At 36.4% G+C, this 12,650-nt stretch carries 15 protein-coding genes; 14 read left to right on the forward strand and 1 reads right to left on the reverse strand.

All coding sequences use genetic code 11. The annotated features are described in order from the left end of the window. Positions 1 to 28 precede the first annotated feature (28 nt). Positions 29 to 511, forward strand: coding sequence for a flagellar protein FlgN (locus tag CLO1100_RS00495; protein ID WP_014311800.1), 483 nt, complete (start codon positions 29 to 31; stop codon positions 509 to 511). 172 nt (positions 512 to 683) lie between these two features. Continuing rightward, positions 684 to 2,018, forward strand: coding sequence for a kelch repeat-containing protein (locus CLO1100_RS00500; RefSeq protein WP_014311801.1), 1,335 nt, complete (start codon positions 684 to 686; stop codon positions 2,016 to 2,018). Positions 2,019 to 2,110: 92 nt separating this feature from the next. Here the strand turns inward: CLO1100_RS00500 and CLO1100_RS00505 are convergent, their stop codons facing one another. Next, positions 2,111 to 3,088 carry an alpha/beta fold hydrolase gene (locus CLO1100_RS00505; protein WP_014311802.1) on the reverse strand — a complete coding sequence of 326 codons (978 nt, stop codon included), beginning with the start codon at positions 3,086 to 3,088 and terminating at the stop codon, positions 2,111 to 2,113. 174 nt (positions 3,089 to 3,262) lie between these two features. Here CLO1100_RS00505 and CLO1100_RS00510 point away from each other — a divergent pair, with 174 nt between their 5' ends. From CLO1100_RS00510 to CLO1100_RS00550, 12 genes are all read left to right on the forward strand, one after another. Continuing rightward, on the forward strand, positions 3,263 to 4,153 hold the full coding sequence (locus tag CLO1100_RS00510) for a radical SAM protein (protein WP_014311803.1): 891 nt from the start codon (positions 3,263 to 3,265) through the stop codon (positions 4,151 to 4,153). Positions 4,154 to 4,284: 131 nt separating this feature from the next. Beyond that, positions 4,285 to 5,844 carry a serine/threonine-protein kinase gene (locus tag CLO1100_RS19920; RefSeq protein WP_148265054.1) on the forward strand — a complete coding sequence of 520 codons (1,560 nt, stop codon included), beginning with the start codon at positions 4,285 to 4,287 and terminating at the stop codon, positions 5,842 to 5,844. A 5-nt stretch (positions 5,845 to 5,849) separates the two neighbouring features. Continuing rightward, positions 5,850 to 6,506 (forward strand): SAF domain-containing protein, encoded by a 657-nt coding sequence (locus CLO1100_RS00520; RefSeq protein ID WP_014311805.1) that lies wholly within the window; start codon positions 5,850 to 5,852, stop codon positions 6,504 to 6,506. Beyond that, positions 6,506 to 7,312 carry a hypothetical protein gene (locus CLO1100_RS00525; protein ID WP_014311806.1) on the forward strand — a complete coding sequence of 269 codons (807 nt, stop codon included), beginning with the start codon at positions 6,506 to 6,508 and terminating at the stop codon, positions 7,310 to 7,312. Before CLO1100_RS00520 ends, CLO1100_RS00525 begins: the two co-directional genes overlap by 1 nt. Positions 7,313 to 7,346: 34 nt before the next feature. After that, positions 7,347 to 8,894, forward strand: coding sequence for an ATPase, T2SS/T4P/T4SS family (locus tag CLO1100_RS00530; protein WP_014311807.1), 1,548 nt, complete (start codon positions 7,347 to 7,349; stop codon positions 8,892 to 8,894). Next, positions 8,891 to 9,850, forward strand: coding sequence for a hypothetical protein (locus CLO1100_RS00535; protein ID WP_014311808.1), 960 nt, complete (start codon positions 8,891 to 8,893; stop codon positions 9,848 to 9,850). Before CLO1100_RS00530 ends, CLO1100_RS00535 begins: the two co-directional genes overlap by 4 nt. Before the next feature lie 26 nt (positions 9,851 to 9,876). Beyond that, positions 9,877 to 10,992: a hypothetical protein gene (locus CLO1100_RS00540; RefSeq protein ID WP_014311809.1), complete on the forward strand. Its 1,116-nt coding sequence runs from the start codon at positions 9,877 to 9,879 to the stop codon at positions 10,990 to 10,992. An 11-nt stretch (positions 10,993 to 11,003) separates the two neighbouring features. Next, the gene (locus CLO1100_RS20565; RefSeq protein ID WP_014311810.1) at positions 11,004 to 11,162 is read left to right on the forward strand and encodes a hypothetical protein; all 159 of its coding nucleotides are present in this window, start codon (positions 11,004 to 11,006) and stop codon (positions 11,160 to 11,162) included. Positions 11,163 to 11,185: 23 nt separating this feature from the next. After that, positions 11,186 to 11,353, forward strand: a complete 168-nt coding sequence (locus CLO1100_RS20570) for a hypothetical protein (protein ID WP_014311811.1) — start codon at positions 11,186 to 11,188, stop codon at positions 11,351 to 11,353. A 12-nt stretch (positions 11,354 to 11,365) separates the two neighbouring features. Continuing rightward, positions 11,366 to 11,518 carry a hypothetical protein gene (locus CLO1100_RS20575; protein ID WP_014311812.1) on the forward strand — a complete coding sequence of 51 codons (153 nt, stop codon included), beginning with the start codon at positions 11,366 to 11,368 and terminating at the stop codon, positions 11,516 to 11,518. A gap of 23 nt (positions 11,519 to 11,541) precedes the next feature. Beyond that, positions 11,542 to 11,988 (forward strand): hypothetical protein, encoded by a 447-nt coding sequence (locus tag CLO1100_RS00545; RefSeq protein WP_014311813.1) that lies wholly within the window; start codon positions 11,542 to 11,544, stop codon positions 11,986 to 11,988. Beyond that, the gene (locus CLO1100_RS00550; protein ID WP_242836650.1) at positions 11,918 to 12,646 is read left to right on the forward strand and encodes a hypothetical protein; all 729 of its coding nucleotides are present in this window, start codon (positions 11,918 to 11,920) and stop codon (positions 12,644 to 12,646) included. Before CLO1100_RS00545 ends, CLO1100_RS00550 begins: the two co-directional genes overlap by 71 nt. Positions 12,647 to 12,650: the final 4 nt, after the last annotated feature.

Here is a 12,650-nt window from a genome sequence, read left to right on the forward strand (position 1 = left end):
TTAATTACTGGGCTTTGGAGGAGAAATAATGACACCTGAACAATATATTCAAAAACTTACTGAACTGTCCTTTAAAAAGTCAGATAATATGAAAAAGATTTTAGATCTTACAAAAAAACAGTCTCAAGTAATAACTGAAGACAGTATAAATGAACTGCAAAGTCTAATTGACATAAAGCAGAAACTTATAGATGAAATTAATGAGTTGGATGACGCATTTGAGGTATATTATTCTAGGCTGAAATCCATCCTTGGAATAGAGAGTATGGAAGAAGTAAGCATATCTAAGTATCATGAAGCTGTCCGACTACAAAAGACTATCAAAACAATATTTGATACAATAAAAGAAATACAAGTTGCTGAAAAAGAAAATAATCTGAGGGCCAGAGGTGTTCTCGACAGTCTGGGAGGACAAATAAGGCAGGTAAAACAAGGTAAGGTAGCAAACAACGGCTATAATATCGGAGGAAAACTGCCTCAACAGTCATATTATTTTGACACAAAAAAATAAAGTTATACTTTAGATTAAGTACACCTATCTCTAATGGGTGTACTTTTTACATATAGAGGAATAAATATTTATTATACTCTTTGTTAACATAAATTACAAGACTGCACATTGTTTGGGCATTGATGTATAATAATACAAAAATATACAAAAGATTGAAAGGATGGTAGTACAAATGAGATTAAAGAACAAGTTAAAGATTTTTAGTGTAATGGTTTTTATGTTAATCATCGTAGTTTCAAGCAGTATGGTATTTGCGGCAGACCCCAACACCTGGACCACAAAAGCACCTCTCAATACTGCAAGATGTTACTCAGAAGCAGTAGTTCTAAACGGCCAGATATACGTTATTGGAGGAACTGCATATTCTACGCTAAGCTCAGTTGAACAGTATGACCCTGTAGCTGATACCTGGACCACAAAAGCACCCATGTCAGTGGCAAGAAATGGTCATCAACTAGCAGTAATAGGCGGTAAAATATACGCAGTAGGAGGCGGGGCCACCGATTTAAAATCAGTTGAAGAATATAATCCTGAAACCAATACCTGGACAACCAAGGCTTCTATGGCATATGGAAGGGATGACCTTGCAACAGTCGTATTAAATGGCAAAATATATGCAATAGGAGGAAGTCAACTTACCTCGGTGGAGGAATATGATCCGGCAAACAATATATGGATAACAAAGGCTCCAATGTCCGTTGGCAGACAACAGTTTAAAGCAGTTGTGATAAACGGGAAAATATATGCAATAGGTGGTTACAACAGTACTGGTAAATATCTCAATTCTGTAGAAGAGTATGATCCTCAAACTAATACATGGACAACAAAGGCATCTATGAACATTGGCAGATCAAATTTGGAAATAGCTGTATTAAATGGGAAAATATATGTAATGGGGGGATCGTCCCTTAATACGACCGATGTTTTTAAATCCATAGAGGAATATGACCCTGAAACTAACATTTGGACAATAAAGACGTCAATGCTGGCTTATGGAGGTAAATCAGCGGTATTTAACGGGAAAATATATATGGTTGGGGCTGATGGCGGCAAAGCAGTTGAAGAATATGACCCTACTTTAAATAAATGGACTCTTGATGCACCTATGCTTAATGGAAGAGGGAGTCACAGTGTAGTGGTGTTAAACGGTAAGATTTATGCTATAGGAGGAACTTATGGAGGTGCTACAGCTTTAAACTCAGTCGAAGAATACACCCCCACCAACACAGGAGACCCCGGTGATGGTGGCAATGAGAATCCACCGGTTATTACAGGAAACAGTGCAATACTTGAATTAACAATGGTTAACGGAGTGATAAAGGAATACGATTTAAATGCTGCTGAACTTGACAGCTTTTTAACTTGGTATGATAACAGCTCAGAAGGCAGTGCACCATCGTATTACATATTTAATAAAAAGTATAATATCAAACCTTTCTTAAGTAGAAAGGAATATATCGCATATAACAAAATAGCAAGCTTCGAAGTTAAGGAATATGCAGAATAATTCATATTCCGGTTAAGTTATTAGATTTTAAATAACAAGTGCAGTTGTTAAATCAACATAAAATGGTTTAACAATTGCACTTATTTTTTACGTTATTTCTTCACTGCTTTCTCAGCTTCCTCAACACATTCAATTGAAAATTCAACTACCTGGTCTATATATTTATTCTGCGAGGACAAATAGCTTTCACCATAAGTGGTTGAGCCTGAATTCCAATAGTGTGCCTGTACTGGACTTTTTCTTTTATACATCTCATAAATCAGCTTTGTATTATCAGAGGTACTGGGAGTGTCCTGTGCCGCATCAATCAAAAGTACCGGAGTTGGAATAATAGAAGATACTTTTGATATTACGTCCAGTGAGCTGTCAACCTTTGAAATCTTTTTAACAGCAAATTTCACAGCCGGTTTAAAGGGGATGTCAGGAAGCCACATGGACGATTCCACTACATAATCAATGTAATCATCAATATTTGAGTAAGGACTGTCTGCAATTACACCTATAATACTATCTCTATATGGGGTCTGTGTCAGTGCGGACAGACATGAAGACGCTCCAGTAGAGAAACCCATTAAAATAATCTGTTCAGTAGTCCGCTGGTTAAGATATTTTACAGCACCTAAAACATCAGCGGTCTCGGTTCTACCGAAGGTTGAGATTGAACCGGATGAGTTGCCGGAACCTCTCAGGTCAAAGGTCATTACGTTGAAACCTTCTCTATTCAGACTTGCAATCAGCGGGAAGGTTTGTTCCTCAAATTGAAGTCTGTTTTTTCCATAGCCGTGAACCATAAGTACAGTTTTTTTGGAACCGCTGTATGGGAAAAACCAGCCGTTTATTTTTTCTTTGGATTCACCTACCGTAAAGCTTATATTATTATAGTCAGGTGCTATATTGGAGGATATCTGAGGAGTAGTAACCTTTATGGGATGGGTAATTCTCCATGCTGAAAAAAAGGAAAGCGCAGCTACAGCGGCTAATAATAAAACCAATATATAGATTACTGCCAAAAAAATATTCTTAGGTAAAACACTTTTACGCTCTGCATAAGCAACAGGAAAAAGCCGCATATAAACTATCCTCCATTATTATATAATTTACCAAATCCCAAGGAATGCTCGTAGACTTACAGAAATACCATATTGACTTATGATTTCCTAAGCTTTATTATATTTTTATTTACAGGGAATGTAAATACAATATCGATAATTGTTAAAACATGTCTAAAGGGAAGGAATTGTGTTATGAGTGAGATTTGCAGCTGCTGTCCGAGACATTGCAGAGTTGACAGAAATAATTATAAGGGTTTTTGCGGGGCGCCTGAACTGCCAAAGGTTGCTAAGGCTTTTTTGCATATGTGGGAAGAACCTTGTATCAGCGGTACCAATGGCTCTGGAACGGTTTTTTTTAGCGGCTGTAATTTAAAGTGTGTATTTTGTCAGAATTATGAAATAAGTCAGGAGGGTTATGGAAAGGTAATAACCATAAGCAGACTGCAGGAGATTTTCATGGATTTGTTTGAAAAAGGTGCACATAATATTAATCTTGTAAATCCATCACATTACACAAAAGCCATTAAAGAAGCGATTCTACCGTTAAAACAGCAGGGTAGGATTAATATTCCCATAGTCTATAATACAAATGGATATGATACACCAGAAACCTTACTGGATATGAAGGGGATAGTAGATGTGTATCTGCCTGATTTTAAGTACTTTTCAGAGAAAACAGCTGTAAAATATGCGGCAGCATCGGATTATCCTCAAGTTTGCAGGAACGCAATTATAGAAATGCATAAGCAGGTGGGTTCGCCAGTATTAGACTCGTTCGGAATTATAAAAAAAGGGCTCATCATCAGACATCTTATTTTGCCGGGACATGTTAAAGAGAGTATAAGTATTCTGGATTGGATATCCGAAAATCTACCCGGAGATGTTTATGTATCCCTTATGAGCCAGTATACCCCTTATTACAATGCCTGTAATTTCCCTGAAATAAACAGGCCTATTACAAGAAACGAATACGATAAGGTGGTTAACCACCTTTACAAACGTGGGCTGGAAGAGGGATATGTTCAGGAAAGGGAATCCTCAGACACACAGTATATTCCGGATTTTAATCTGGATGGGGTTTAAAATTTTGTAAAAAAAGATTGCAATTTAGAAAAATGTGATTTATAATTTTAGTTGTCATTTCTATATTTTTCTATTTTATCTATAAAATATTTCAATCTTAATTTACATTATTGAACATGGGTGTTTTCAAAATGCAGGATAATTATTTTCATTTTAAGTACAAATATATAAGATTGCTGGGACACGGTGGCTGCGGAGAAGTGTACCTAGCCGAAAATACTAAGTTGGGCAATTTCTGGGCTGTAAAGGAAATTCTAAAGGGCAGGAATTCTACCATCAGCGGTTACTTGGAACCTGAGATATTAAAGAGATTAAATCACCCTGCACTTCCGAGAATATGTGATGTTTATGAAGATGAACGATGTATATATATCGTTGAGGACTATATAGAAGGAACCTGCCTTAAACAGATACTTTACGAAAAAGGCAGTGTTGCGGAGAAAAAGGCAGTAGAATGGGGGATACAGCTGTGCAGTGTGCTGGATTATCTCCACAGTCAGAAGCCTGATCCTGTTATATATGGTGATATGAAGCCCCATAACATCATTTTGACAAAGGGAGATACAATCAAACTCATTGATTTTGGAATATCCTCTACGTTAAACGAATCACGGGATAAACCTCCCGGCGTGACAGAAACCGCATTTATAGGCACAAAAGGCTATGCGGCTCCGGAACAATTCATGGGAGGTTGCTTATCCCCGGCAACAGATATTTATTCTCTAGGAATTACTTTGATTCATCTTATCACAGGGGTTGACCCCGTAAAGAATTATTCTTTTTATCAGAATAATAATTTCTCAGAATCCCTTTCATCTGAAATACACGAAATACTTAAAAAATGTATAAATCCAAAGCCTGATATCCGATACGGGACGGCAGAAGAACTTATGAAAGCCCTTAGACATTATCTTTTGGTAAGTTCGGATACTCTCATTTCTAAATCCGTTCATGGAGTATTCCCATCCTACATATTTTCTAAAATAACTGCAATAACCGGAGCTGGTGGGACAGGTGTTTCTACACTTACAGCGGCAGTGGCTGAACAAGCTTCAAAGTCTGGTAATTCCGTGTGCATAGTTGATTTAAGTAAGTCAGGAGATTTAGTAAAAATTTTTGTTCGGGCCGGTGAAAATTCCCCTTCAACCCTTCCACAAAAAATTAAACCTAACATGTACTATCTGAGGCCTTCCATCGAAGTATCGGGTAATTCACTAGAGAATATGACCTTGAACAAGCTGTTGGGACAACTGCAGGAGAAATACAGATACATATTTATTGACGGGACACCGGACATTCTGAGCTCTATAGAAATATATCTTGATAAGATTTTTATTGTCTCTGACATGAATCCTTTTGGTATCTCTAAAATGTTTCAAATTCTTGAAAGGGAAGGTCTGGCGGAGAAAATAGTATCTAGGACTTCTTTTATAATCAATAAATTTTATAAAGGTGAATTAAGTTCAGATATACTTTTAAACGGTGTTTTTAATAACGAACTGTTTGTAAAGACGGAAATTTTTGAGGTTCCCTACAGCGACAAGGTATATCTAAAGTGGATGTACGGGTATTTTGAAGAATTTACAGGATTTAACGGTTTACTATCTGATAATTTCAAAAAAGCTATATCAAATATCATTTTACATAAAGTCATTTTCAATGAAAAGAAAAGTTTATTTAAAAAGGAGTAAAGTCTATGAGTAAAAGGCTTATTATAAAGACGGTACTTATCTGTCTCGGTTTTCTTCTGATTTTGGATTCCGCATTATTTGCATATATCTTTACAAAATATCCGATTAATACGGAAAAGACAATATCTGTTGTTGTAGCAACTGCAGATATAAAAGAAGGGACAGTAATAGAAGAACATTTTCTTAGGAAAAAAGAAATATACGCATCGGCAGTAAGTTCTAATGTTGAAACGGAAGTTGGTAATATTGCAGGGAAAAAGGCCCTTACAAATATACACAAGGATGATTACATAAGATCATACGACCTTCTGGAAAGGAAGGACTGGTATAAGGATGATGAAAGAATTATTATTTTGCCAGTTAGTATGGAGGAAAGACTGGCTAATTTAGTAAGAAAGGGTTCGTATGTTGACATAAGACTGCAAAGGGACACTAGTGAAGTTACAGAGGATGTTTTATACAAAATACAGGTAAAGGATGTACTGGACGATGCAGGTATAGCCTTAGATTCCAAGTCTGCGGTGAACTCTAAAACCGCTTACTTAAAGTTGGTTTTAGGTAAGAAGGATAGGCAAAAGATATATTCTGCATTAAGAAGCGGAAAGCTTATTTATGAGTTGTACTGCGATAGTACACAAAAATCAGGAGGGGAGGTTAATTAATGGGTAAAACGGCAGCGGTGATATCAGAGGTCAAGAACTCCGGCAAGTCAGTTTTTACGTATATTCTGGCGAACCATATCAGGGAAATGGTAACACAGGATACTAAAATACTGGTTTGCTGTCTTAATTCAAAATTCAGCCTTCTTTATAAACTGATGGGTATAAATGAGTCCTCCCCCGGAATTGAGGAATTTATAAATCTACAGGAATCGGGATGTGAAAATAAAGCCCGGGCTTTAGAGGATTTGATTCCAAAGTCAAATGGCATATACTTTCTGGGAAGCTATAAAACCACAAATTCCTATGTTAACCGTAATATTGACGGCTTTTCAACACTTGTTGACAGTCTTGAAAAAACCTTTGATTTAATAATATTTGATACTGTATCCAGCAAAGAAAATACTCTTACTAACATAGTATTTGAAAAATCATCTATGCTTATAAATCTTTTTGTTCAGGATGCAGAAAGCGTAAATAAGCTTAACTTGGTTGGAGATAAGATGATACATAAACGGAAAGAAATGTATCTTATATCAAAGTATAGAGATATTTATCCCAGAGTAAGTGATATAAAGCGAAGATTTTCTCTGGATAAGCTGTATAAGATGGATTACTGCAAAACTTTACAGGAAATGAAAAACAGGGACAGCCTTCATCTTTATTTACAAAGAGATACAGAATGCAACCATTCTGTAAGGCTTATTTCAAAATATATTACCCAAGTATTTAATCTTGATATAAAAGGTAAAAAGCAAGAAGACAAAAGGGTGAATTATTTAAAAAGTATATTTGACATCCTTACGTAAACTTATTTTGTAATTTTTAAAGGGGGTTAAAAGTGTGAGAACGTTACTAAAGTTGTGTTTAAAGGAATTAATGGACTATGTAGAGGAAGAATTGAGACTAAACGGACTCAATGGAATAAAAGAATATAAGGAAGATACGGCAGGTATTATTCTTGAAAATACAAAACAGGCTCAAAAGCTTTTGGCAATGGACGGAAGCCCTAAAGCAAGGGAATTTATACAAAACAGCATATATTTCTTACTCATAGAAAAGTCTGAAATCATTACCCAGGAAAATATTGATGGAATTTTGGGAGAGTATCACATAAATTATTATGAAAATATATATACAGGCGGTGAAGCAAAATTCATATCTAAGCCTATTGACACGGAGCTTGCAGAGCATTTAAGTCGGTATTCTATTAGTATAGACGACGATTTCGATATAAAGCTGCAAAAGCTTACCCAAATCATTTATCAGGAGGTATACGGGTATGGTATCCTTGATGAACTGATTTTCGACCCGGTGCTCAATGAAGTAGCCTGTACAAGGAGCGACTATATATGGATTCAATACAAGGGTATCAAAAGGCATATTCCCAATAAGGCCTTTTGCTTCAGCAGTGAGGATATCTATAGAAAATTAATAGAGAACAGGTTAACCTCAACAGCAAGAGAAGAAATGAACGCAGGAGCACCCCTGGTATATGCAGTCTTAAAAAATGGAGCAAGAGTAACTGCTCTAAGACCTCCCTTATCAAAATATTATGTAGTTAATGTGAGATTGTTTGCTCCTAAAACTCAATTGGTGAATTATAGGGATAACTTTATTGAAAATAGAATTGCCCGTATCATTGAACTTCTTGCGGGAAAAGGAAGAAGAAATGTAGCTATTATAGGGGAACAGGGTTCGGGAAAAACTACTGCAGCTGACGAGCTGATTATAAAGCAACTTGACCCGGATATAAGTATAGGTCTGGCAGAAAACATACATGAGCTGAATATCTCTTCAAACTATCCCGGAAAGAATATAGTTGAACTGCAATACACAAAGGAGTTTAAGCCATCGGATATAACAGAGGTTTTTTTCAGACTTAACAGGGATATTGTAATATACGGTGAGGTCAGGAATTCATACGAAGCCTTTGAAATGATAAAGGCTATGCTAAGACAGGCCAGAGGCAGTTTATTTACCTTTCATTCATCAAGTCCCAGACGTATGATCCATGACCTAAGACAGCTATTAATGCAGACCGGCTATTATACCGACTTCAGGGAAGCCCAGTTTGATGTGGCAGATGCGGTTGACCTGATAATACACATAAAACTGGACAGAGAAACGGGACAACGTTATGTATACAAAGTTGCAGAAGTTTTAGCCTGTGAAGAAAACATGACCTTTCAGATAAACGACCTTTTTGTTTTTGACAGGGAAAAAGGGAAGTACATATCAAACAAGAACGGTCTGTCAAAGCAGCAATTACTATCCTGTCTGGAGTATGAATTTACCCAATCAGATGCAGAAGAATTGAGCAGATTGTTTTGCCAGAGTAATTCAGACAATGATTCTGGCGATGTTTTGCCGGAGGTTGATACAATATGACGGAAATAGAGAGATTATCAACTACAATTATAACTTTAATAAATAACTACCAACCGTACATTATCATGATTCTATCAGGAATGCTGCTGCTTTTAACAGGTATAGGAACTTCTGTATATAAGGGAGTTTTGAAAGAAAGTAAGTACAGAATTAAAAAAGCCAAGCCGGGACGATTTGTTGAGTGTTTGGAAGTAATTACAGAAAAGTATCCATTAAAATATGTTTCAAAGAGACTGGATAAGGCATTAGGATATCTGATTCTGGACAACATTACCCAGAGAAAACTTGTGGCAATATTCTCTATTCTTATACCCATAACCGGCCTTTTAATCTATTATACAATTGAAGCAATTATGAAGCTTTGGTATACAAAGCTGGTTGCGCTTGCCTTATGTTTTATGGTACCGTATTATACCTTTACCTTAACTCTTGATTATCTCAGATACAGTATAAAGCAAAGAATACCCTCCTTTATTGATTCCTTCAGAAGCTCTTTTGTTTCCCATAATAGAATAAAACCTGCATTGCAGGAATGTTGCTCAAATGCTAATAAACATCTGGCAAGGATAATGTTAAGGGTATCGGACAGCTCTGATATCAATGACAGCCTCTGTGTCGTAAGGGACCGGATAAATGATACCTGGTTTAATATATTTGTGACACTTCTTATAAATTACAGAGAGAATGGCGGAGAACTTATAAACCAGCTTTACAAGCTGAATAAGACAATAACCCGCTACAACAACATTGAGAAAAAGAAAAACAGAAGGCTTATCTGGTATGAATTTTTTACACTAGGTGCAAGTATATTCAGCCTGCCTGTAATTATACTCATAAACAAAATGATTCTTGGAGCGAATATGAGGCTGTATTACAACACCGCACAAGCTGCGGGAAAAATAGCAATTTATTCTCTTTCGGCTTTAATAATAGTACGTGTTCTTAGAAGACTGTAAAAGAGAAAGGGAGATGAAAAGAGGATATGTTATTTATTCTGTTGATTATTGTTGGTGTTTTAGTAGTTCTTTGTGGATTAAGTTTGAAGATTATTAAAATATCTAAAGACACTAAAAGAAAAAATATCACAGATGTTATTGGAAGTGTTGAGGAAAATATCTTTGTAAAAAAAGTTCTTTATATTCTTACAAAGAATAAAGGCCATTGGTTGAACAGGTTTGAAGCCCGTGTACTGGAACTTAGCGAAGTTGGAATTAGTTTAAGAAGACTGTATCTGATTAAGATATTATGTTTTTTATTGTGTATTGTTGTTTTTTTGGCTATAAGATATACAAATATGGGTTATGAACAAAGACTTGTCATTGAGAGGACTGAGAAGGAGGATTCACTTTTTTATAGTCCGCAGTCACAGGATAATTGGCAATACCGCTTCTACAGGATAGTTTTATCAAAAGTTGGAGAGGATGTGCTTGAAAGCTCAGATGATACAGAATTGTACCGTCTGGTTGAAGAAAAAGTGGCTGAGGTTCTGAACTCATCAGATAAACAGGAGATTGATGAAAAAACAGGATGGTTTATAAATAAATGGGAGGATACACATAAAATAGGGTTTTTTAAACCTCGATATCTGTGGTTGATATTGATTTCGTTGTTCCTTCCGGACATATTTCTTGTTGTTTGGTGGCTTGTAAAGGGTGCATTATATAAAAAAGAGATAATCAAACTTGAATACATATTTCAACTCCTTGCCAGAATAGACGGAATAAAAACACTTGACATAATCTGTGAACTGGAGAAATCCTCAAAAACGTATGAAGATTGGCTTCGGCAATTTGCGGTAATATTCAGGTATGATAAAAAGAAGGGTTTTGATTACCTGAAAAACAAAAACGTTAAGAGCCTGTCGAAATTCACTGATATTATGGAAATATACAGTCTCCACGACAAGGAGGTTGCATTGCAAATACTGGACAGAGAGGCTATGGAGAGGGACGAGGCAATAATCATGGTAGCAGATGAAACACTGGACTTTATTGATTTAATAGCATTTATCAGCATTGTACCTTTGGTATATGAGCTGGCTAGACTTATGCTGAATCCTATGCTGGATATCGTTTATAAGGCCTTTGAATTCATTTAAAGGAGAGAGGTATGAAACAGGTAATCATAACTATAATAATGATGGCTATAGCACTGGCCCTTGTAATAGGCGCGGTAGTTCCATTAATAAGGCACGGGGCAGAAACGGGAAACCTTGCGGTAACCAAGGGGTACAGTGTACTTCCGCATATTGAAAATATTTTAAATTAAGATAGAAAGGGTAGGAAAAATATATGAAAAAAATAATTATCTCTATAGCAATGTTTGCAATAGCAATGGCACTTCTTGTTGCTGTAATTGTACCTCTTGCCAATCATGGCAGGGAGAACGGCGTTAAGGTTGAAGGGCAGTTGGATACCGTAGATTCGCAGATAAACACACTAAGCGGTACTATACGTTAATCGGGGGCATATATGAAAAATATAATAATTGCGATAATCATGTTTGCACTATGCGTAGCTTTGGTGATAGGAACTGTAGTTCCGACATCAGAGCTGATATCGGATACAGGCGAAAAGGTTTATCAGTCTGTAAAAAAACTTAACGATAACATTAAGGATGATTGATTGCACTAAACTTGGGAGGATGGATGAATAAAATATATGCATTTCTTATTATTATTCCTTTAATTGCAGTTCTCTTTTTTAAAACCCTCACATTTTATGAATATGATACCAAGCAAAGGTATGTAAAAAATACGGTGGATAGTGTTGCTCACAAGGTTATGATTACAGGGGTTATGACTGTTAGCGACCAGGAAGAACTTCTTGAAAAGCTCGGCAAACTGGGGACTTTCCGGGCCAGTAATATTAGTATCAAATGCGGAAACGTACAGTCGGATGGAACAGTTGGCGGCCTTGGCAACTATGTTTTGGGAAGTGTTCTGGACAGGGGAGAAATATTCAGTATATATGTTGAATCGGAGAATGAGAGCATTTTTTCCGAAACGGAGGTTAATTCTGATAATGAAGGCAATGAATTACACTACAGGGCGAAAGCTACATGCAGGGTTGAAAAAAACAGTGGGGAGGATTAAGAGCCGGAAAGGTGGGGGCTTGGGAGTGCTTTTCATAGGTTTGGCTGTAAGCTTTCTTGTATTGCTTGTATTTGTAAGCGTAGCAGACTATGCAGTTTATACCTATAAAAGGAATTCTATTTCCAAGGCAATGGATTATGCCGTAACTGCAGCAGTACAGAATATTAACAAAGATAAAAGCCTTGAAGGACTTTCAGAGGGATTTAATGAAAACACGGGAACAAGGCTTACAGACAGTATTGAAATAGATGTTGACAGGGCTGAAATAACCTTTCTTTCAGTGCTTGAATCAAACTTCAATCAAGAACAAACAGATATAAAAGGAAATTTACTTATTTGTGCTACATCAGTTAGTGGAGAAGATATAAACTATAAGATAAAAACATCATCAGGAGAGGTATTGGTCGGAACTGTTGAGACCCCTTACTTAATTGAAGACAGAATTAATGATGCAGCAAAGGGATGCTGGCCGGATTCGTATGAGGACAGTAGCAGAATATCAATAAACGCCAATCCTAAAACAAATATGGTTGAGAGAGGTACTTATTTATTTGCTTATATAAAGGGTATAAGAATTACCGGGATATTTACTGAAAGAAAATTGGCTCTATCATGCTTTGGGGGGGCAAAGCTTGATAGAGCCAATGTGAAGAACTAAATAA

The sequence above is a fragment of the Clostridium sp. BNL1100 genome (assembly GCF_000244875.1).
Classification (GTDB): Bacteria; Bacillota; Clostridia; order Acetivibrionales; family DSM-1351; genus Ruminiclostridium.